A 22,803-nucleotide genomic window follows, 5' to 3' on the forward strand; every position below is an offset into this window, starting at 1 on the left:
GTGATTATAGTATCATTATAAAATAAAATACGGCAACTGTTTATAGGTGTCAGATGATACACGGCGAAAGGATTATCAGCCTTAACAGACCTTCAAAAGGCGGAAAATACATACTACTCTGGATTCAGCAGGCGCAGCGGACAAGGCTTAACCATGCCCTTGAGTTCGCCGTAAGGCAGGCGAATGAACTCCGGCTGCCTTTGTTTGCATGCTTTGTAATCACCGACGGCTTCCCGAACGCTAATCTGCGTCATTACACGTTTATGCTTGAGGGGCTGAATGTTCTTGAATCAAACCTGAAACAGAGAGGAATAAATCTGGTATTCCGCAGAGGCAGCCCGCCGGAAGAGGTGCTGAAACTGGCGCGTGACGCTGCAATGATCGTCACGGACAGAGGATACCTGCGCATACAGAAGGAATGGCGGCAGCAGCTGGGCATAAGCGCCCCCTGCACCGTTGTTCAGGTGGAGAGTGATGCTGTAGTCCCCGTGGAAACGGCAAGCTGCAAGGAGGAATTCGCCGCATACACCATCAGACCGAAGATAACGAAGCAGCTTGAAAAATTTCTTGTGCCGCTCGGACAGAGAGATTTAATAATAAAGGACTTTCAGCCGGACTTCAAAAATATTGAGCCGGATACAGCTTCGCTGAACATAGACAGAGCAGTCACCCCCGTTTCCTTATTCAAAGGCGGGGAGGACGAAGCGGCAAAACACCTGAAAGCTTTTATTAATGACAGACTGGACAGTTACGATGAACTCCGCAACGACCCCGCGGAGGATGCTCAGAGCGGTTTAAGTCCTTACATACACTTCGGCAGCATATCAACCCTTGAAATCGCCCTTGCGGCAAAGGAACACCCGAAATCCCCCGCCTTTCTTGAGGAACTGATAATCAGGCGGGAGCTGGCGCTGAATATGGTGAACTTCAACTCCGAGTATGACAGCCTCAAACCTCTGCATCCTTGGGCGGCGCAGACGCTTAATGAACACAGAAATGACGCAAGACCATATATTTACACATTTGACGAATTAGAAAACGCACAAACACACGACCCCGCTTGGAACACCGCGCAGAACGAGATGCTGAGCACCGGAAAGATGCACGGCTACATGCGCATGTACTGGGGCAAGAAGATAATGGAATGGACAAAATCACCCGAAGAGGCATACAGAACAGCCATAAGCCTGAATGACAAGTACAGTCTGGACGGGCGTGATCCGAACGGCTTCGCGGGGGTTCTATGGTGCTTCGGCAAGCACGACAGACCATGGCAGGAGAGAGCGGTCTTCGGCAAAGTCCGTTATATGAACTTTGCCGGACTTAAGCGTAAGTTTGACGTGGAAGCCTATATAAACAGGTTCGTCTAGTGGATTCTGTCACGGACTTTTTCAAGATTGTCCAGAATGCGCCTGACAACCGGATGATGGCTTCCTAGAGCAGATTCCGCAGCAGCATAAGCCTTTTCCAGAATATCCGACGCTTCATCCGTCTGCCCTTTTCTGAAAAGGATTTCACCCAGATTATTCAGAGTTGCGGCGGTGTCCTGCGCGTCCTCTTCCTCCCTCATGCTCAGAGCGTTTCTGCACAGAGCCTCAGCCTCTGAAAAGTCCCCTTTTCTGGAAACTACATAGGCGAGGTTCGTCATATCCGTGGCTGTTTCCGAAGATTTTTCACCGAAGGTACTCACACTCTGCTCAAGAACCTTACGGAACAGCGCCTCTGCCTCCTCTATTTCCCCTTTTCTGAACTTGAGAGCGGCAAGATTCGCAACGCCCGTAAGGGTGGACGGATGGGACGCACCGAAGTTTTTCTCTTTTATTTTCAGAGACTTTTCGTACATTGCCTCTGCTCTGTCATATTTTTCACGGCAGTAGTAAATATAACCGAGGTTATTGCAGTAAGAGGCTATCAGCGGGTGACTGTGCCCGAGCTGAGTTTCCTTTGCCTCAAGTGCCCTGTAAAAAAGCGGTTCCGCCGAATCGTACTCGCCCCTTCTGTAAAAGTAGAAGGCAAGCTGGCTCAAGCTTTTCGCCGTTTCGGGATGGCTTCCCCCGAGGGATTTTTCTCTGATTTCAAGCACTTCCTTAAACAGCTCGCACGCTCTCTCAAAGTCGCCTGCCATCTCACTTATAGCGGCAAGCTCACTCATAGCCTTCACTGTATCGGAGTTTTCCCTGCCGAGCCTCTGTATATGAAGCCTGAGGGAACGTTCTCCTATGTCGGCTGCTGTTTTGAAATCCTTGTTCTTCATGGCGAAAAGTGCAAGCTTCTGGAGGTATTTCAGGGTTTCAGGGTGGTCGGGACCTTCGGTGCGTGATTTGATCTCGGCATTTTTCCCCATGATCTCCATAGCGGAGGGGAAATCTCCTTTGGCTGAGTACATGGAGGCAAGCTTGTTGCGGCTGCGCACAGTGTCCAAACTTTCCGCTCCGCTGAGCTTTTCACGGATATTCACCATCCTCTTGAGGAGTGGTTCCGCCCTGCCGTAATCCTCAACATTGACATACATCTGCGCCAGTCTTTCCATGCAGATGGCAGTGTAGGGATTTATCAGCCCCATCAGCCCTTTGAGATATTCCACAACCTCGCCGTGGAGGTGTATCCAGAAGCCCATTTTATCATTTGAAAAATATTTAGCGTGGGAATCCATGAACCAGTCCACAAAGCCCTCACCGTCCAGAGCTGACTTGGCGTGGTGAAAGCATTCACGGAAATTGAGATAGAAGCCGTATGTTCTGAATGAGCCCCTTTCCCTGTCTATCTTCTTGAGATAGAAGTTAAAAAGAGAAAAATGCACATTGTCCTTCTGGTCGCTGTTCAGCGAAGCGTAAAGCTCCTCCCTGAAAGGCTTCTTGAGCGCTGCGCAGTCCAGACCGATGTTAGGGCTGACTGACGGCAGCATGCAGTAGTCGCTGAAGGTGAATTTTACCCCTTCGGGTATGAACTCATAAATGAGATATTCAAAAACTTCCCTGCTGAAACAGCGGCAGACTGAGAGCAGGCGTGCCATGTCCCCTTCCCGTCCTTCCGTGGAAGCGTTATAGAAAAGCATGATCTCCTTTGCGCCGTACTCAACCTGTTCGGGCGAAGGCTCCTTGCCTGTTTCCTTCTTAACGCCTGACAAACCGGCGGCAAGAAGCGTGGTGAGCAGCTTGTCTCCTCTTGCGGAGGCGAAAACGGCGTCGCACAGCTTCCTGTCCGTTAAACCGTAATGCTCAAGCAGGTAAGCTGTGTCGTTCCTGTCAAACAGTCCCGCTTCAAGAGAGAGAGTATTCTTCGGCGCCTCATTCTCCGCCCATTCGGGCAGCTCACGTCCGGAGAGAATAAAAGTGACTTCCGGCAGAAGCCCCATGAGCTCCTTGATCCATTTGTCCGCCCCGTGCTTTCTGCCTGAGCCGTCCTCTCCGTATATATTTTCAAAGGAATCTACGGTGATAATGCACTTTCTGCCCTGAAGAGCAAGCTTAAGGTCTTTTGCCCATTGGTTAATGAGGTTTTTGCGGACGGATTCGGGAGTTTCCTCCATAAGCCTGTTGAGCTCCGCGCCGCCCTCATTTCTCCACCATTCCGTGACTGCGGGTTTACCTCTCTCCACAGTGAAATAGAGCTTGTTTACAAACTCATTCCCTTTGGCTCCGGCAACGCCCAGAACCTCGTTTATTATTTTGCTGTTGGTGTATAAATCCAGATCACGGTCAAGCTTTTTGCCCGGGTTTGTGCGCACAAGGTAAAGGGCATATGCCACATCAAAGAAGCTGAAATTGATCTTGTAGTACCTTATCAGCTCATTGCGCAGAGCAAGAAGCCCCAGTTCGCTGTCAATATTTACTTCCAGAGAAAGATCAAGGGAGGCGGTAACGGTTGCCGGATCTGCCATCTCCGGCATAAGCCTGAACGCTGACAGAATCTCGCTTTTGCCTGAACCGCCGCCGCCCGAAACAAGCACGGCGCCGCCTTTATTTACTGTTAGAAACTCACGGAAGGCATCAGTATACTTTTCCATGCCCCTCAGTTCAAAATCCCGCATTAATCCTCTTTCTTCCCGCTTTCTTCCGGCAGTGTCCGTAAATCAATATAAGGGCGGGAAAATATATCCGCGGCGAGGGAGGTGATTTCCTCAGTCTTCATACCGCTCATCTTATTAAGAAAATTATGATAATACCCGGGAATGTCAAGGGTATAGGAGTATCCTATGTCTCTTGCCTCGCTGGAGGCGCGTTCCCTCTGGAAGGCTATCTGGCTTTTCAGCCTGTTTTCACATTTTTCAAGGCTTTTTTGATCCACAAATTTATCTATTGACGCAGCCACTTTAAGGATCGCATCCTTAACCTTCCCGCTGTTCCCCACGGGGCAGGTGTAGGTGAAAATGAATGAGCCGCCGTGCTTCATGCCAAGATAGCCGGCGTTTACAGAGCTTGCAAGCCTCAGCTCGTTTTTGATTATCGTGCTTAAGACGGAATATTCACCGCCGGAGAGTATCTCACCCAGAACTTCGTAAGCGAAGATGTCCTTCTCGTTAAGCGCAGCCGCGGGGAAGGCTATCACGCCTGTTTCCTGCACCACCTGACGGTAAAAATCCTTACGGTAGTTTTCAGTATATGTTTTCAGGGCGTTCCCTTCGTAGCGTTTACCCCGCCCGTCTTTCATTTTGCTGAAATACTTCCGCCCAAGACTTTCCGCAGTGCTCCTGTCTATATCACCGGCGACAACAAGGGTCATGTTCTGGGGATGGTAGTACCTTCCGTAGTAGTCAACGAGAGTGTCACGGCTGAAAGAGTTAACCGTCTCCTCACTGCCGATAACCTCCATCTCATAAGGTGAGCTCCTGAAGAGCGCCTCGTACAGATACGTCCACATATCATATGTCGGCTTATCGAACTTGCGCTTTATCTCCTGCACCACGATGGGTTTTTCCTTCTCTATCTCTTCCGGAATGAATTTGGCGTCAAAAAGCATCTCGCTGAGAACTTTGAAGGCAGTCTCTGCGTTATATACGGGGAGTGTGATGTGATAAAAGGTGTAGTCCTTGCTGGTGGCGGCGTTCATACTGCCACCTGCGCTCTCCACAACTTCGTCTATGGCTCCCGGTGCGTATGAGGCTGTCCCCTTGAAAACCATATGCTCAAGAAAGTGGGATATGCCGTTGTTCTCCGGATTCTCGTTCACGGAGCCTGTTTTCATCCATACATGCACGGAAACAATGCCCGTTGAGGGAATGCTTCTGTAAACCATTTTAACGCCGTTTTCAAAACTCAAAGTATCCACAGCGGCAAGCACCCGCACCCCCGAAATTACATAAATTATCAGCAACAATAGGACTTTTTTCATCCACCCGCTCCGTATTTTTCCGCAACATTGGCGAAAGATTCGATCATAACATTAAACGGAACAAGGGAATCTATCTCGTCCTTGGCGGCTGAATCCATAAATTTATCATAGTTTTCTATAAAGCGCTTTTCTGTGTCAAGAAGATTTTTAAACCACGCCCTGTCACCCCCGCTGTAGGCGAAGGCTAGGGTCATCTGAATTTTTTTCAGCTTCAGCAGCAGCCCGTCACGGTTTATGCGCTCCCACTCGTCTCTGATTTTTATGTGCTTCATTTTAAGCGTTAAAAAGTTTATTCCGAATCTTCCGCCTATCTCATAGTAGCGCTTGAGAACGTCTTTGCCCTCCGCTCCGGTCTCCGCCATTATACGGAAGACATCGAATGCGGGTTTGGAATAACGCACAACGCACACAGCAGTCGCAAGGGAGGCGGGCAGACCGCCGATCTTAAACTCCTCAATCATGGCGGAATACTTCTCTTTCATACCGCCTGTCATATATTTGGTGACAAGAGGAAAAATCTCCTTAAGCACATCGTTTTTCTTCTTGTAAAGGCTCATGTTGCGCGGATCAATCAGCCACTCCACCGCCACTTTCAGGGTTTTATCAAGCTCAATAAGCGCCCTGTACTGAGCATGAGCATCCGCTTTGCCGTCCAGAGCGCAGAGTTCCTCTCTGAGCATACGGCAGCCGATTATCTCTTCTGCCAGAAGGTAGCATTCCAGAATCTCGTTCAGGGGTCTGTTTGTGCCCTTCATCAGTTCGTAGAAGAACGCTATACCGGTCTGGTTCAGAGCTCTGTTCACCGTCACCGTGGCGGCTATCTGCCTGAACAGCTTGTGCCCGAACAGCCTGTCGCCGAACTTCTCCACTGTGTCCTTAGGGTAGTAGTCCATATATTCCTTTCTCACAAGCGGGTTGTCAAGGTTCAGAGTGTTCTCCACGCTGTTGTACATATATATTTTCATATACGCCAGAAGCACCGCCAGTTCGGGCGCTGTGGCATTTTTGTCCTTGCTGGGAAAGGCGAGTTTTTCTATGCGGAAATCAAGCAGACCTTCAGTTCTCAGATGCTTCGCCGCCTCACGGAAAGTCACCTGATTGGACGCGAAGCGTATCAGGTCGCAGCTTACGGCGAGTGACTGGCGGTAGTTTGTGGCAAGCACATGGTCAGTCACGGCGGGGGTGAGCTTCTTGATATAAGCGTTGCGTTCTTTGGTGTCCTTTATCACTTTTGTTTCCACAAGGTGATTGAATATGATCTTAAGATTTACCTCATGATCGGACATATCAACTCCGCCGGAGTTGTCCAGAGCGTCAGAGTATATGTGTCCGCCGCCTTCGGCGAATTCTATTCGGGCGGACTGGGTGAAGCCGAGGTTTCCGCCCTCTCCCGCCACTTTTACCCTGAGTTCGCTGGCGTTCACACGCACATCATCGTTCGTGGAATCACCCACGTCTCTGTCTGTTTCAAAGGAGGCTTTGACATAGGTTCCGATTCCGCCGTTCCACAGCAGTTCAGCCTCAGCCTTGAGGATAAGACGTATCAGCTCCGCTCCCGTGACAGTTGTCTCCGTGCAGCCGAGCATAATTCGGACTTCCGGCGAGAGCTCAATGCGCTTGGCTGTTCTGTCGAACACGCCGCCGCCTTTTGATATGAGCTCCATGTTGTAGTCTCTCCATGTGAGAGACGGATTTTTGAAAAGCCTCTGCCTTTCGGCGAAGCTTTTCTCCGCGTCCGGTGCGGGATCAAGGAATATATGCACATGATTGAACGCCGCAAGCAGGTTGATTTTCGGGGAGAGCAGCATTCCGTTCCCGAAAACGTCCCCCGCCATGTCGCCTATGCCGATTACGGTGAACTCCTCTTTCTGTATATCCTTGCCCAGTTCACGGAAATGCCGTTTCACGCTCTCCCATGCGCCTTTTGCGGTTATACCCACTTTTTTATGGTCATATCCGGCACTGCCGCCGGAGGCGAAAGCATCGCCGAGCCAGAAGCCGTAGCCGAGAGATATTCCGTTAGCTATGTCACTGAAAGTGGCCGTTCCTTTATCCGCCGCGACAACAAGATACGGATCGCTCTCGTCATACATCCTCACTCTGCCGGGATGAACTATTTTATTGCCTTTGTAGTTGTCGGTTATGTCAAGCAGACCCTTTATCAGTGTGCCGTACTGCTTTATGGTGTTCGCCCTGTCCTGCTCTCTGTCCTTGAAGCGTTTCTTCACTATGAAGCCGCCTTTGGAGCCGACGGGAACTATGACGGAGTTTTTCACCATCTGAGTTTTCACCAGACCGAGGATCTCCGTGCGGAAATCGTCATTGCGGTCACTGAAGCGTATTCCGCCTCTGGCAACCTTGCCGCCTCTGAGGTGTACTCCTTCCATTTCGGAGCTGTGGACATATACCTCAAACATAGGTCTGGGTTCGGCGATTATAGGCATCTCACGGCTTTTCACCTTGATGGAGATATAGTCTCTCATCGGCTGCATGAAGTAGTTGGTGCGCACCGTACCCTGAATGATGCGCATAAAGTAGCGGAGCGCCTTGTCCTCGCTCACGGAGATAACACCCTCTATGAGGCTGAGAATGTCCTGCTCTATATCAGCAGTGGATGTTTTTTTATTGTCGGGATCAAACTTAATTTCAAAGAAATTTACAAGCTTCTCCGCTATCTCGGCATTGTTGATCAGGGCGGACATAAGTGATTTTATGAGGAAGCTGCTTTCTATCTGCTTGGCGAAATACACAAACGCACGGAGTATGTCAGTCTGGCGCCATGTAAGCTTTCTGGTCACGCTTAAGGAGTTAAGCCTGTCGTTCTCCGCTCTTCCGGCTATGACAGCGGTTATGAGCTCCGGCAGGATCACGCTGTATGTCTCGGAGAAGCCCTTCGGGTCGTCAATATTGGTGAGATACACCACATTTATATAAAGCCCGTGTCCGTTTGAGGACGGTTCAAAAATGTCCTGCTCATAAACGTTCAGCCCTAAGTTGTCGATTATAGGCATAAGCTCGGTGAGCAGAAGGCGCTTTTTGGAATATATCCTCAGCACCGCCTTGCCGCCCGTGAAATGCAGAAGGGAGGAAATGTCCTCCTGCCTGCGTATCCTCACTATATCAAGGTACGCGTCCTCCGGAGTATTTTTGCTTTTGTACGCCTCACCGAAGTAGAACTCGAATCCGGCGAAAACCTCGTCGCATTCATGACCGAGACGATCCCGCAGAACCTCGTAAAGAGCGGAATCCCAGTCTTTAAGCATTGATGTTATGCTGTTTTTCAGTTCCTTTTCATCTATGGAATCAAGCACGTCCGTATCATTAAGCATCATATGAAAATGCAGAAAGCTGCGCTTATGCTGATCCTCACGAACGGAAATATCCATCATTCTGCCGCCGAAAAACTCCTCAAGAAAATCTTTTATGCTCATCACAAGCTCAGATGAATAGCGGGAAAGAGGCATTGCCATGAAGAAGATAAGGTTTTTCAGCGGACGAAAGTCATGATAGGAGATGCGTATCTGGTTTGCCCCCTGCATAGTGAGTATCAGCTCCAGAAGCTCGGTCAGCGCACGGCTTGAGAGATTGAATATCTCTATCTTCGGGTAATCGTCCAGTATGTCACGAACCCATTTATAGTCGTGGGAACCGGTGACAAAATTGAAATAGTCCAGCGTTGCCTTTATCTTGTCCCGCAGAATACTGATTTCGTGCGGCGGGCATTTGTGCGCCTTGCTGGAGAAGAGCCCTGTGATGTAAACGAGACGCATTTTCGTCCCCTGCCTGTCCACAAACAATACTCTGTCAAAGTTTGTGCGGCGCTTAACCTTGCTTATGCCCACTGCCTTGTCAACCACAACGGGATACCCGTCAATGGTGTTGAGCCTGCCGTCCTTTACGGAACGGGCGAGAAGGGCATAGTTGGGAACCTGTCCCATGAGAGAAAAAACGCCCGTGTCGGAGAATGTTTTAAACTCCTCCGACTCGTCAATCTCCACAATACGGGTTCCCTGAAAGATGAAGTTGTCATCCATAAGCCACTGGATGAACTTCGCCACATCCCCGTTGCGCTCACGGTATTCCATGAAGAGCGAGCTCATAACCTCTTTCATTTTCGGAAAATCATCCACCGCAGCGGCGACATTTTCATATATAGAGCTTATTTCCTTTTTAATATCTGATATTTCATTTTTATTCAGCCCTTCGAGAAATATCACCACGAATGACTCATTGCTCACCCCGAGGCGGGACTCGCTTATTTTAACAATCTCGCCGCCGCGACCTCTCTCTATGCCGAAAATGGGATGGATTACGAATATCTTATGCTCTCTTATATTCTGCAAATATTCCCACAGCGAATCGAAAATGAAGGGTCTGTCGTCCGTGGCGATGGAGAAAATGCAGAAATTGCCGATGAAAAACGGGAGCTCCTCTGTCAGATCGGCGTTAACGGAGATCTTCTTTTTTTTCCGTCCTTCGAGCTTTGCGTAGAGATGTCTGTACAGCCCTGTCATATCCTCATCGGAAAGGAAGCCGACAAAATTCTGCGGAAGATGGTTCATCAGTACTTTCGCAAACTCATAAAAGGGTGTGCCTTTGTATTCGGCGAACACTTTTTTATGCCTTTGGTCAAACTGGCTTCCTTTGTATTTGGCAAGATCGTTTCTGGTGAGGCAGGAAATAGTTGAAAAACTGTTCATAAAAACACCCCGTTACATCAAGTTAATAAGACACAGGCGGAAGAAGACGTGTCCGTGTTTGAGCACTAAAATTATGTTAACACAAGGAGATTACTTTGAAAACAGTATAAGATCAGAGCGGCTCCCATACCTCCGATCAGCTTTTTAGGTTCATAACACCTGAAAAAAATATGCAGAATTTCGCTGGGATGAGAAGTTTAAGGCAGAATCAAGGATAAAAATTAATAAGAAAGAAAAGTGAACCTAAAATTTCGCTTATAATGATAAAAAAAATATAAATTTTTATGAAAGAATTACTCCAGTACTGCGATATACTGTCCGTTGCCCACAGTGAGGAGGCATGTTGTGAAATCAGAATCCTTGTTTACCGCAGACATAAAAGCATCCATCTCGCCTTTATGAGATAAAGCGTTGTCTGCCACTAGAGAACCTCCTCTTCTGAGAATCCTTTTTATATCTGGAAGCCAAGAAGTGTACGCAGATCTTTGCGAGTCAAGAAAAATAAAATCATATGCGTCTGATTGGGCATTCTTCAGAAAATTTCCTGCATCATCAATAACCTGCTCAATTAATGCTGTTAAATCCGCCTTTTCAAAATTTGTTTTCGCCATTTCAGCCTTAACTTCGGAAAAGTCAACTGTAGTTATTCTGCCGCCAGTGTAACCTGCTCCTACGGCAAGCCATATGGTTGAGTATCCATTTGATGTGCCTATCTCAAGGATACTTCTTGATTTTGCAGCTTTGATGAACACTGTGAGGAACTCACCGGTATCTTTTGTGATATTAAGCATTTTATGTGATCTTTCGGTTTGGGACGAATCGTTTCTGCTCCCGAATTCCTCAAGCTCTGCAAGAAGTTTATCAAGCTCCATAATGAACCTCCGCTGTTTTGGTCATTATAGCATAAAACAAAAAGAGAATGCAAAATATCAAAGATTGAGGACTGAACAAAAATTAGATTTTATCAAAAAACAAGTGAGCGCTTCTTCGCTGACGCTCAGAATGACACTGAACCGATTACGCTTTATCTTTAAGCGCTACTTCGAGAACGAATATCTTATTATTAAGGTGAAACTTAACGCCTATGCAGATAAGGTTTGCGGGACGCTGAATTGTGTGCCCCTTGCCGATGATAACATTGGGAACTGATATGTTGAATCTTCTGCCCTTGTCGGAGAAGTGTTTTTTCGTGCTGCCTGCTATCATGTTGACGAGTTCTCCCACTGCGTCACCAGCGTCATTATTGAGCTCGGTGAGGGGTTCGCCAATAAACTTACTGGTCACTTCCAGCGCGAGGTCTTCGGGAAAACTGATGGAGACGAAGCCTATGAAATCACCCACAACGCCGATGGCTCCGGAGATGTCATAATACAGCCGTTCGTCCGACTTTATGTAAAGATCCCCTTTTTTTACCTCAAGTCCGACCATAGTGTCGAAAACGCTGATTGTCGAAGATATAAAGGGATTTACAAGTTCGGCCTTCATCGGTTCCCCCTCCGTAAGCTTTTCAGCTAAGTTAATTCAAAAAGAACTAAATGTCCAATGCTTTTATACATCTAAGAAAGTTATCTACAAACTTCGCCGTCAGCCCCCAGATTATATCATCGTCATATCTGTGAAAATATACTGTTCTGACTTCGCCCTGCCTGACCCAGCGTTCCGTCCACGATGTGCGGGTATCCGTAAAATAGGCTACAGGAACTTTGTACACCCTGTCCACCTCATCCGGCGAGACGGTCATATTAAACGGCCTGCTTATCAGCCCCACAAAGGGAGTGACACGAAAACCCGCCTTGGAAAGCTGATCATCCAGAGCGCCGATTATTGAAATCTGCTCTCTTTTGATGCCTACCTCTTCAAAGGTTTCACGCAGGGCGGTTTCTTCTAGGTTTGCGTCCTCAGGCTCGCAAACTCCGCCGGGGAAAGAAACTTCTCCGCCGTGGGCATTGAGCATAACCGGACGTTTTGTAAAAAGGATCTCCGCACCGCAGCCGCCGATTATAACAGGCACAAGCACTGCCGCCTTGACAGACGTTGCAGGCAGGGTGCGGCGTTTATACCCTGCCAGAGCCTCTTTTATATCCTCAGACAAGCATTCCTTCAACAATGCCTTTTACCGCAGAGAGAGCAGCATCGGTCATGCCGGGGTTCTTTCCCCCTGCCTGAGCCATATCCGGTCTGCCGCCGCCGCTTCCGCCCGCTATTGCGGCAACCTCTTTTATTATGCTGCCTGCTTTTATTTTATCCGTGAGGTCTTTGGTCACCCCGCAGAGGAACATCACCTTTTCGCTGTCCGCCGAAGCCGCTACAACGACACCTGAGCCCATTTTATCCCTTGCCGTGTCCGCAAAATTGCGCAGGGAGTCAACATCCGCTCCGTCCATGCGGGAAACAAGGAGCTTAACGCCCTTCACTTCCACAACCTCTTTCATCATATCGCCCGCTTTGGCGGAGTTCAGTTTGTCAGAGAGCTTGCGGATCTCTTTTTCCTGCTCTTTTATGGTGGCGTAAAGCTCGTTTATTTTATCCTCTATCCCTTCCACACCGGCTTTGAGGGTGAGGGAGACGTTTTTAAGCACTCTCTCGCTGCGGCTTACATGCTCAACCGCGCCCGCGCCCGTGAGCGCCTCAATCCTGCGCACACCGGAGGCTACGGAGGTTTCCGTGACTATTTTGAACAGACCTATGTCCCCTGTTCTGTCAACGTGGCAGCCGCCGCAAAGTTCCACAGAGAATCCGGGAACCTCTATAACACGGACAGTGTCGCCGTATTTCTCCCCGAAGAGAGCCATAGCACCCTTTTTCATAGCGGCTTCCTTAGTCTCCAGAGCTGCGCTGACATCTCTGTTTTCCATGATGCGTCTGTTGACAATCTCTTCTATTTTCTCAATTTCATCAGCGGTCACCTGAGTGTAATGACTGAAATCAAAACGGAGCCTATCGGGAGAAACCATTGAGCCCGCCTGACGGACATGATCCCCGAGCACCATCTGAAGCGCCTTGTGAAGAAGGTGCGTCGCTGTGTGGTTGCGCTCTGTCGCCTGTCTGGCTTCATCATCAACCGCCGCAAAAACCCTGTCGCCCGCTTTTACGGAACCGACTTCCATTACGCCCTGATGAACAATAAGTCCGTCGCCGAACTTTTTAGTGTCCGTAACACGAAAGAGGGATGTGGCTGTTCTGATAACGCCTTTATCGCCGGTCTGACCGCCGCCTTCGGGATAAAAGGGCGTCTGCTCAAGGACAATCTCCGCCTCTTCGCCCTCTTTTATAATGTCGCTTGTATCGCCGTTTTTGATGATAAAGCTCACCGTTTCTTCCGCCTCAAGGCTTTCGTAGCCCACAAATTCGGAGGAAATCTTTGATTTCAGCTTTCTGTATATGGTGGAGACGCTTTCTACCCCGCTGCCTGCCCATGATTTTTTCGCTCTTTCCTGCTGGGCTGCCATTTCAGCGTTAAAGCCTGTTACATCAAGCTCAAAGCCGGCATCCTCGGCTATATCGGTAAGCAGATCCGTGGGGAAGCCGTACGTATCGTAAAGCCTGAAAATTTCTGTTCCGGGAATGAGTTTCTGAGCCTGATACTTAACAAAAAGCTCATCAATAAGCTTCATTCCAATGGCAAGGGTTCTTCCGAACTGCTCTTCCTCTGTGGAAACAACCTTCTGAACATAGCTTTTCTTGTCGGCAAGCTCAATGTAATGCCCTTTCATAAAGTCAGCTACGAAGCCGCAGACCTTATTGAAGAACGTGCCCTCGAAGCCGAGCATTTTTCCGTGGCGCATCGCTCTCCTCATTATTCTGCGGAGAACATAGCCCCTTCCTTCGTTTGAGGGGAGGACACCGTCAGAAATGAGAAAAGTTGTGGAACGCGCGTGATCCGCAATGACCCTGAGGGAAACATCGCTGTCGGCTCCCGCGCCGTATTTAACTCCGGCGAGTTCCGCTGTGAACTGTATAATAGGCTGAAAAATATCAGTGTCGTAGTTGCTGGTAACGCCCTGAACAACAGAGGCGATGCGCTCAAGCCCCATGCCTGTGTCTATGCTGGGTTTGGGGAGCGGCGTCATAGTGCCGGAGGCATCACGGTTGAACTGCATGAAAACAAGGTTCCACAACTCAAGGTGACGGTCACAGTCGCAGTTGCGGTCGCACTCGGGGCGTCCGCAGCCTGTGCCCTCGCCCTGATCAATATGAATCTCGGAGCAGGGACCGCAGGGACCCGTGTCGCCCATAGACCAGAAGTTGTCCTTCTCGCCTCTGCGCTCTATATTCTCTTCCTTTACGCCGATAACGTCACGCCAGATTCTGAACGCTTCCTCATCGTCAAGGTATATTGATACAAACATTTTGTCAGCGGGCAGCCCCATTCTGTTGACAAGGAAGTCCCAGCCGAATTTTATGGCGTCCTCTTTGAAATAATCGCCGAAGGAAAAGTTGCCGAGCATCTCAAAAAAAGTATGGTGACGTGATGTTCTGCCCACATTTTCAAGGTCGTTGTGCTTTCCGCCCGCGCGGACAACCTTCTGACATGTCGCCGCTCTGGTGTAGCTGCGTTCGTCCAGCCCGAGGAAGGTATCCTTAAACTGGTTCATCCCTGCGTTGGCGAAAAGAAGCGTGGGGTCATTATGGGGAACGAGAGAGGACGAAGACACAACCTCATGCCCTTTCTCCTTAAAATATTCAAGAAACTTAGCTCTGATCTCGCTGCCTGTCATCTATGTTCTCCTTATCTTTGAATCCGTTAAGGTACTCCTCCCATTCTAACGGGAGCAGATACTTCTTCCTGTTGTTGCACTCCTTGCAGGCGGGGACAACGTTCCCTTTGGTGCTTGTTCCGCCTCTGGCTATGGGTACTATGTGATCCATAGTGATCTCTTCCGGCGGAAACTTGTTGCCGCAGTAGTGACATATGCCCTGATCGACTTTCTGCCGCCACCACTGCTTGCGCCGCAGCTCACGGGCTTTTTCCTTTTCACGGCGGATGTGCCCTTCATCAGCCGTATCAAAAAAGTGTATATCCATTGTATATCCGAAAACTCAGCAAAAGCACATAGGTACGCATGCGCCTGTTTATGTAATCGATGAGTATATAATAGAGGATTAACATTATCAACATCTTAATTACACCGTATATTGAGCTTCAAAACCTAAGAATGTCAGATATTTAACAAAAGGGTATAAAAAAATGCCAGAAAAATGCAAAATCATTACGATTTCCTATAGATCAGAAACAAGTAATCCGCTAGAATCCGTTTGCCTTTTTCAGACTACAAAATAACCTTGGAGGGGTTTATGAAGACCGAACATACCGGACTTGAGGAGTACGGTTTCAGGAACCTGGCTCGGATAAACTGGAATCTGCCCACGCCCGCCCTGTATGAGCAGATCATTATGAGAAAGGAAGCTATCCTCTCTCATCTCGGTCCAGTTGTAGCCAGAACCGGACACCATACCGGACGCTCGCCCAACGACAAGTTCGTGGTGGATGAGCCTACAACGACTGGTGACGTATACTGGTCAAAAGATAACAAAAAGTTCACAGAAGCGCAGTTTGACAAGCTCTTCAGCAAAATGGCGTCATACCTTCAGACAAAAGAGGTTTTCGTTCAGGAATGCTATGCCGGAGCAGACGCGAACACCCGACTGAAAGTCCGTGTCATCACCGAAACAGCATGGCACAGCCTTTTTGCGAGAAATATGTTCATCACTGAAAGGGATCAGGAAGTCCTTAAAGATTTTACGCCCGACTTCACAGTGGTAAACTGCCCCCGCTTCCACGCAATTCCCGAAGAGGACGGAACTAACTCCGAAACCTTCATCATAGTAAACTTTAAAAGAAAAATCGTCATCATCGGCGGTACAAGCTATGCGGGAGAGATCAAAAAATCGATCTTCACCGTTATGAACTACCTGCTCCCCAAACATGGTGTAATGAGCATGCACTGCTCCGCCAACATAGGCGAAGAAGGGGATACGGCTGTATTCTTCGGTCTTTCAGGAACGGGCAAAACCACCCTTTCCACTGATCCCGAAAGATACCTCATCGGCGACGATGAGCACGGCTGGAACAATGACGGCGTTTTCAACATAGAAGGCGGCTGCTACGCCAAGGTTATCAACCTTTCCAAAGAAGCAGAGCCCGATATTTACGAATGCACACGGAAATTCGGCACTATCCTTGAGAACGTCGCTGTTGACATGACATCAAGAGCAATTGACCTCGATGATAACAGCCTCACGGAAAATACAAGGGCGTCCTACCCGCTGAGCCAGCTTCCCAAAATAGTTGAATCAGGCAAGGGCAGCCATCCCGACAACGTTATTTTCCTCACTTACGATGCGTTCGGAGTGCTTCCCCCTGTTTCAAAACTCAGCATACCTCAGGCTATGTACCACTTCATCTCCGGCTACACAGCAAGAGTTGCGGGCACGGAAAAAGGAGTTACAGAGCCCAAAGCGGTTTTCTCCACGTGCTTCGGCGCGCCTTTCATGGTGTGGCACCCCTCCGTTTACGCAAAGCTCCTCGGCGACAAAGTCAAAGAGAAAAACGTTCAGTGCTGGCTTGTTAACACAGGTCTGACCGGCGGACCCTACGGAGTGGGCAAACGCTTCTCCATTAAGTACACAAGGGCGATAATTAAAGCTATCCTCACTGGAGAGCTTAACAAGACTGAGTTCAAGACCGACCCCGTTTTCGGCTTCGGTATTCCTCAGTTTATCCCCGGCGTGCCCGCTGAGGTTCTTGACCCCTCCTTCGGTTGGTCAAGCAGACAGGCTTATGATGATATGCTTAAAAACCTTGCGTCTAAGTTTGCCGAAAACTTCAAAAAGTTTGAGGAAGGAATGGATCCCGAAATCACAAAAGGCGGACCAAACCTTTAAGATAATAACAGAGCGAAAAAGGCGGTGGAAACACCGCCTCATAGCTTATTGAGAACGACACAAAAAAATTAGACTGTAGCAGAACCTACGGTCATCGCTAATTCTCCCCCGCAGGTTCTGCATGCGGGATTGCGTTTAAGCTCTACGTGTCTGGTTCTGAAGTCTGCCAAGTCCATATAAAACATTTTGTTGCCCAGCGGTTCCCCGAAACCGGTTATGATCTTCACCGCTTCCGCTGCTGCCAGACATCCTATTGTTCCCGATACTGCGCCGAGAACACCGAAACCGAACTCCTCCCAGTCGTTTACGTCTTTTTCAACCATGCAGTCGAGGCAGGCGGTTTTGAACGGATTGACTGTGAAAAGATAACCGGTCATCCCGTCCATAGCCGCTTCTATCATAGGTACTCTTTCCTGTACGCAGGCACGGTTAAGGTTCTTGCGTTCGTAGAATGTCGGTCTGGCGGATACTGCGACCTGACAGCCTTTTATCAGCGCAGGCGTATTTTCAGGAAGAAGCCGCACATTGTGCATTTCTATCTCCATGTCAGGATTAAGCTTTCTGAATGTATCCGCGGCAATATCCACTCTGGGCTCGCCTATTCGGGCACAGTCCATTAGAATCTGACGGTTCATATTGGTTTCAGTGAGATTGCCGGAGTGAGCGATAACAAGCTTTCCTATGCCCGCCATGGCGAGATACGCTGCGGCTGTTCCGCCCAAGCCGCCGATTCCGCCTATGAACGCAGCTGAATTCTTAAGCCTGAGTTGTGCTTCCTTTCCGAAATTTTCCATTATCATCTGTCTTTTATATCTTCTGAAATAACTTTCCATGATTCCTCCTGAACTGAAATTCTATTACAATAAAACCCCAAGGGCAACCCCGCCGAAGCAGCGTAAAAATGTCCGTATTTAAGTTCAGTATTTCCAATGTGGGTGTAAGGTTTGTTTCAATACCTAACTTATTGATAATAGTGATTAACTAAATAGAATGTAAAAAAATAAGCTGAAAAATGAAAAAAAAATTAAAATTCTGATTGAACTATTATAGAAGTGATCTATCTTTACTTTATAAACAGACATTTCCGCGGATAAAACCGCATATTTCCCCTGTAGGTTATATTATGGAATAGCAGGCCGCAAGGCCTGCTTTTTCATTATATTCTGTTTGTCAGTCTCTTATCTTCTTCGCTCTGAATTTTGTTCCGGCAGGAGTATCAAGAAGCTCAACTCCTTTTGCCGAGAGTGCTTTACGTATTTCATCCGCACGTTCAAAGTTCTTTTCTTTTCTTGCGTTCTGCCTTTCCTCTATAAGTTTTTCAAGCTCGTCCACAGGTATCTCAAGGTTTGCCTTGAACCATTCCTCAGGCGTTTTCGCTATCACCCCGAGTACTTCGTGAACAGCGCCGAATATTTTTTCCGCTGATTTCCGGAGAGCCTCAAGAGAGTCCTTATCGGGCTTGTCTGCGAGTATTTTATTTATTTTGCGTACAGACTCGAACAGAGCGGCGAGAGCGACCGGAGTATTGAAGTCGTCGTCCATGGCTCTCCCGAACTCCGCAATGAATTCAGAAGCAATGATTTCAGCCTCGCCGACAGCGTTCATGCCCTTTTTACCCGCAGAGAATCCGTTCAGCTCATCAAGCATCGTATATATTCTGTCCAGAGAGCTTTCAGCGTCCTTCAGCTTTTCATCGCTGAAATCCAGAGCGCTTCTGTAATGTGTGGTAAGCAGGAAGAAGCGGACTATTTCCGGATCAAACTTATCCGTCACATCTCTGATGGTGAAAAAGTTGCCGAGAGATTTTGACATCTTTTCCTCATTTATGTTCACGAACCCGTTGTGCATCCAGTAGCGGGCGAACTCACATCCGCACGCAGCCTCTGACTGGGCTATCTCATTTTCATGGTGAGGGAAAACAAGGTCTTTCCCGCCGCCGTGTATGTCAAAAGGAAGGCTGAGGATTTTTTCGCTCATCACGCTGCACTCTATGTGCCAGCCCGGTCTGCCCGGTCCCCACGGACTTTCCCACGAGGGCTCGTTCGGTTTGGAGCTTTTCCAGAGAACGAAGTCGTAGGGGTTTTCCTTGCGTTCGTTCACTTCAACTCTTGCGCCCGCCATCATCTCATCAAGGTGGCGGTGAGAGAGCTTGCCGTATTCCGAGAAGCTTTCCACTCTGTAGTAGACATCGCCGTCTGAAACGTAGGCATGTCCTTTTTCGATGAGGTTTTCGCACATGGTGATCATTTCATGAATATAATCCGTTGCTTTGGGTGCTTGATCGGGTCTTTTAACATTAAGAGAATCCATATCGGCGTCATGGGCTTCCATGTATTTTTTGGTGAGCTCGCGCCAGTCTGTGCCGGATTCGTTGCTTCTCCTGATTATTTTATCGTCAATATCGGTGAAGTTTTTCACAAAGGTGACGCTGTAGCCTCTGTAGCCGAGATAACGGCGGATAACATCGAATACCACGGCGCTTCTGGCGTGCCCTATATGGCAGAGATCATAGACTGTGACCCCGCAGACATACATGCCGACTTTTTTATCGCTGATGGGTCGAAAATCTTCCTTCTCTTTTTTTAATGTATTGAAAACCCTGAGCATTTTTTACCTCACATTAATCAGCGGTAGACGCAGGCTTCAAGAAGCTTTTTAGTATATTCTTCCTTCGGGCTGCGGATCACTTCGTCCGCTGTTCCTCTTTCCACAATTTTTCCCTTATTCATCACAATGACTTCATCACAAAGGAATGATACCACTGCAAGATCGTGGGAAATCAGGACAAGAGTTATATTATTTTCTTTTGACAGCTTTTTCAACAGATTCAGTATCTGCGCCTGAACAGAAACATCAAGGGAGCTCACAGGCTCATCCGCAACTATAATTTCCGGTTCGAGGCTCAGTGCGCGGGCTATGGAGACCCTTTGCCGCTGCCCGCCGGAAAACTCATGGGGAAACCTGTCCAGATGCTCCTTTTCAAGCCCCACCATCTCCATGAGAGTTTCGCATTTCGCCCTTATCTCCGCCTTTGACATGGCTGAATGTGCGGCTATTCCGTCATACATGGAGGAGAAAACCGTCAGTTTCGGGTTCAGGCTGGTGTAGGGATCCTGAAAGATCATCTGCACGTTTTTGCGGTAGCCTGCGTATTTTTTGCCCAAGGTTCGGATGTTTTCACCCTTGTAAAGCACTTCTCCCGCATCGGGGCGGATTATGTCGCAGATTATTTTTGCGGCAGTGGTTTTGCCGCTGCCTGATTCTCCCACGATTCCGAGAGCCTTCCCCTGCTCAAGGATAAGACTGATCCCGTCAGTTGCCCTGAAGCTTGTGCCCGAACCGGCGAAAAGTCCTTCAAATGCTGTATAAATTTTGGTTGCGTCTTTGAGTTCCAACAGTTTCATTAAAATATATTACACGAACAAACGCACGTGGAAAAGGCATTTTCCCCTTTGCTAAAAATGAGTATTCATTTATCATGCACCGGAGCGGAGGTAATGAACGGATGGAAAAAATAAATATAGTCGCAGGACTTGAAGACTTATGCAAAGCATCGGACACTGTGAGCAGAGGAAGCTCGTTCAGACCGTTCAAATATTATAAAAACGTGCAGGGCAGAAACATTCCCGTTTTCTTTGTCGGCGTTCCCGGGCTGACTGTCGCCGTTGTGATGTCGTTTCTCTTAATTATCACTGTTTATCTCATCACATTGCCATTCAATATATTCATATGGGTCGCCTATCTCTTTCTTTCCGCCGTCATAATCCGTTTTGCCATGAAGGTGGACAAGGCGAAGCAGATCCGCTATATGGTCTCCTGCCTTTGCAGCCAGTCGCTCAGGATGCTTGAAAAAGCCAACGAAGAGCATCACCAGCGAGAGAAACTCGCAGGACAGGCAAAGTACCTCCTTGAGCGTGCGCACAAATGGGTGGATGAACCCGCCATACATCAGCAGATAGAGGAGCTTAAGAGCTACAAAAGCGTGGTGTTTGAGTAAGATAAGATAGCGTCATTCCGCGCGCCGACGATGGATTTTAAGCAGGCATGAGACACTAAAAAAAGTCGATTGATGAGTGATCATCCTCATGCGCCATGACATCGATGATCGAAGCGGAAGCCCGTCCTGCCTCGAAATCCGGATCGGAATACATATGCTGAGGAATTTTGCGTTTAAAGGTCTCGAAGCTGTTCTGAAAAATCCTGTCAATCTCGGCAAAGGAGCGGTTTATCTTCATAAGCCCTCCGCTCAGATGCTCCATGAATTCATCTCCGGAGAATTTGCCTCTGAAATGGGCAAGCTCTCCGTCAAGTTCCCCTGATTTTTTTAGGAGGTTGTCTATATGACTGTCCGAGTGAAGCTCACGCAGACGGTTAATGTTTATATTCGCGTCTCTCAGGACGATGCTGAAACCGTTTTTGAGTTCCCCCCAGAGCTTCAGGCTGACGGACAGCTTATCCACCAGACTCATAAGAATCCGCTCCGTCTCGCTCATGGAGACCACAACGCTCTCAAGACTTGTGTCCCCTATTCTGGCGACCTCTACAGCGGTTATTACCACAAGGTTGCGGAAGGATTTGCCGAACTTCCTCAGAGTAAGGATTCCGTTCTCGGCGTTTTTAAGCTCCTTTTCGGTGAGCTTAATCATGCTTATCAGCCCGCCGACAATGGTTTCTATGGAATCACTGTATTCCTTTGCCTTTTCAAACTCCATCTTAACAAGGTTTGCACGACCTACTATGTTTTGTATATCGGTGTTGATGTGGTAGAGAAACTCTTTTATAACCTCTTTTATTTCTTCAAATATTTCAGTGGTTTTAGTCTGCACTTCGTCCATTTTGACTATGGCGAGCTCATGCACACCGTAGCTTTTGCCGAGACAGAAAGCGTCATCATCCGTGCATTCGATCAGGGCGCTGCTTATTGCGTCAATCTCCTGAATGATTATGTCGTGAAACTGGCTGCACTCTATAAGCCTTGAAATATCCGAGCTTACCTCAAGAGGCGCTTCTTTGTCTTCTGCTCCGCCTATCATAAGCTCAACCTTGGAGCTGTTTTCGCTGAAAGTGGCGTTTATTTCTTTGAAATCATCATAAATACTTGTAAATGTTTGTGATATATTTTCGAGAAGATTTTTCGCAACAGTGGCGTTTTTCTTAATCTCTTTGCTGATATGGGCTATGGTTGCGCCTTTCGCACCGAGAGAGATGGTGGTGCATATGGTGTTATATGAGAGGAGCTCAAGATCATCGGTTATCTTAAGAAAGGTTTCCGAAGCTTCGGTTATTTCATCCTTCATGCTTTTTATATCAATACTGACGATTTTTTTATTAAGATCTTCTGATATTTTTGCGATCAGGACTGCGGTATCGTCCGTAAAGCTTTTTGCTGATTTCTCAAGATACGAATTAATCTCAAGCATACTCTCAAAACTGCTTCCTCGCAGTTCCATAAGCTTGTTGATAATATCAACAATTTCTACAAAGTATTCTGTAAGCTCATTCTTAAGCTCATGAAGATGAATCATCTGGAATATTTTCCCGCAACTTCCTTCAGCATATTTTCAGTTACGGGTTTAAGAATAACACTGTCAAACCCGCTCGCCCTGAGCTGGGATGCTTCCGAGACATCCGCAGTAAAGGCGATGCACTTTGCCGATTTCCATTTGTATTTGTTTTTAACTCTTTCCAATACATCCAGACCGGTCTCAGATGGTCCCAGCCTGTAGTCTATGAACAATATATCAGGAATTATAGCATTTTGCAGAGTAAAATCGTCCAGTTTTTTCACTGAATCGAAGATATATACTTCATGCTCAAGCTTTGTAAGTATAAAATTGCACATTTTCAGGTGCAGACCATTGTCGTCAATAATAAAAATCCTCATCAG

The 22,803-nt window shown here is 48.0% G+C and carries 16 protein-coding genes; 3 read left to right on the forward strand and 13 right to left on the reverse strand.

What is annotated here, in order from left to right; all coding sequences use genetic code 11:
* Positions 1-53: 53 nt before the first annotated feature.
* Entirely contained in the window at positions 54-1,370 is a 1,317-nt protein-coding gene (locus EP073_RS10100; RefSeq protein ID WP_128467028.1) for a deoxyribodipyrimidine photo-lyase, read from the forward strand.
* On the opposite strand, the gene EP073_RS10105 is transcribed toward EP073_RS10100, so the two are convergent.
* The 8 genes from EP073_RS10105 to EP073_RS10140 all read right to left on the reverse strand — a co-directional run bounded on the left by EP073_RS10105 (position 1,367) and on the right by EP073_RS10140 (position 15,056).
* Positions 1,367-4,006, reverse strand: coding sequence for a tetratricopeptide repeat protein (locus EP073_RS10105; protein ID WP_164885335.1), 2,640 nt, complete (start codon positions 4,004-4,006; stop codon positions 1,367-1,369). The genes EP073_RS10100 and EP073_RS10105 overlap by 4 nt on opposite strands.
* Positions 4,007-4,029: 23 nt before the next feature.
* Entirely contained in the window at positions 4,030-5,331 is a 1,302-nt protein-coding gene (locus tag EP073_RS10110) for a M16 family metallopeptidase (RefSeq protein WP_128467030.1), read from the reverse strand.
* Positions 5,328-10,031: an NAD-glutamate dehydrogenase domain-containing protein gene (locus EP073_RS10115; RefSeq protein WP_128467031.1), complete on the reverse strand. Its 4,704-nt coding sequence runs from the start codon at positions 10,029-10,031 to the stop codon at positions 5,328-5,330. Before EP073_RS10115 ends, EP073_RS10110 begins: the two co-directional genes overlap by 4 nt.
* A gap of 293 nt (positions 10,032-10,324) precedes the next feature.
* Entirely contained in the window at positions 10,325-10,903 is a 579-nt protein-coding gene (locus tag EP073_RS10120; protein ID WP_128467032.1) for an O-methyltransferase, read from the reverse strand.
* Positions 10,904-11,048: 145 nt separating this feature from the next.
* Positions 11,049-11,516 carry a chemotaxis protein CheX gene (locus EP073_RS10125; RefSeq protein ID WP_128467033.1) on the reverse strand — a complete coding sequence of 156 codons (468 nt, stop codon included), beginning with the start codon at positions 11,514-11,516 and terminating at the stop codon, positions 11,049-11,051.
* A gap of 46 nt (positions 11,517-11,562) precedes the next feature.
* On the reverse strand, positions 11,563-12,123 hold the full coding sequence (locus EP073_RS10130; RefSeq protein ID WP_164885336.1) for an NUDIX hydrolase: 561 nt from the start codon (positions 12,121-12,123) through the stop codon (positions 11,563-11,565).
* On the reverse strand, positions 12,116-14,749 hold the full coding sequence (gene alaS, locus EP073_RS10135; RefSeq protein WP_128467035.1) for an alanine--tRNA ligase: 2,634 nt from the start codon (positions 14,747-14,749) through the stop codon (positions 12,116-12,118). Before alaS ends, EP073_RS10130 begins: the two co-directional genes overlap by 8 nt.
* Positions 14,724-15,056 (reverse strand): HNH endonuclease, encoded by a 333-nt coding sequence (locus EP073_RS10140; protein ID WP_128467036.1) that lies wholly within the window; start codon positions 15,054-15,056, stop codon positions 14,724-14,726. Before EP073_RS10140 ends, alaS begins: the two co-directional genes overlap by 26 nt.
* A gap of 270 nt (positions 15,057-15,326) precedes the next feature.
* On the opposite strand from EP073_RS10140, the gene pckA reads away from it, so the two are divergent.
* A complete protein-coding gene (gene pckA / locus EP073_RS10145) occupies positions 15,327-16,916 on the forward strand; it encodes a phosphoenolpyruvate carboxykinase (ATP) (protein ID WP_128467037.1) in 1,590 nt (529 codons plus the stop codon).
* 68 nt (positions 16,917-16,984) lie between these two features.
* On the opposite strand, the gene EP073_RS10150 is transcribed toward pckA, so the two are convergent.
* The 3 genes from EP073_RS10150 to EP073_RS10160 all read right to left on the reverse strand — a co-directional run bounded on the left by EP073_RS10150 (position 16,985) and on the right by EP073_RS10160 (position 20,320).
* On the reverse strand, positions 16,985-17,749 hold the full coding sequence (locus tag EP073_RS10150) for a HesA/MoeB/ThiF family protein (RefSeq protein WP_128467038.1): 765 nt from the start codon (positions 17,747-17,749) through the stop codon (positions 16,985-16,987).
* A 337-nt stretch (positions 17,750-18,086) separates the two neighbouring features.
* Positions 18,087-19,523 carry a cysteine--tRNA ligase gene (gene cysS / locus EP073_RS10155; RefSeq protein WP_128467039.1) on the reverse strand — a complete coding sequence of 479 codons (1,437 nt, stop codon included), beginning with the start codon at positions 19,521-19,523 and terminating at the stop codon, positions 18,087-18,089.
* 17 nt (positions 19,524-19,540) lie between these two features.
* Positions 19,541-20,320, reverse strand: a complete 780-nt coding sequence (locus EP073_RS10160; RefSeq protein WP_128467040.1) for an ABC transporter ATP-binding protein — start codon at positions 20,318-20,320, stop codon at positions 19,541-19,543.
* A gap of 101 nt (positions 20,321-20,421) precedes the next feature.
* On the opposite strand from EP073_RS10160, the gene EP073_RS10165 reads away from it, so the two are divergent.
* Positions 20,422-20,913, forward strand: coding sequence for a hypothetical protein (locus EP073_RS10165; RefSeq protein ID WP_128467041.1), 492 nt, complete (start codon positions 20,422-20,424; stop codon positions 20,911-20,913).
* A 55-nt stretch (positions 20,914-20,968) separates the two neighbouring features.
* Here the strand turns inward: EP073_RS10165 and EP073_RS10170 are convergent, their stop codons facing one another.
* Together EP073_RS10170 and EP073_RS10175 are read right to left on the reverse strand one after the other, a co-directional pair.
* A complete protein-coding gene (locus EP073_RS10170; protein ID WP_128467042.1) occupies positions 20,969-22,441 on the reverse strand; it encodes a hypothetical protein in 1,473 nt (490 codons plus the stop codon).
* Positions 22,438-22,800 carry a response regulator gene (locus EP073_RS10175; protein WP_128467043.1) on the reverse strand — a complete coding sequence of 121 codons (363 nt, stop codon included), beginning with the start codon at positions 22,798-22,800 and terminating at the stop codon, positions 22,438-22,440. Before EP073_RS10175 ends, EP073_RS10170 begins: the two co-directional genes overlap by 4 nt.
* Positions 22,801-22,803 lie beyond the last annotated feature (3 nt).

Origin of the sequence: Geovibrio thiophilus, assembly GCF_004087915.1 — a bacterium.
GTDB classification, from domain to species: domain Bacteria; phylum Chrysiogenota; class Deferribacteres; order Deferribacterales; family Geovibrionaceae; genus Geovibrio; species Geovibrio thiophilus.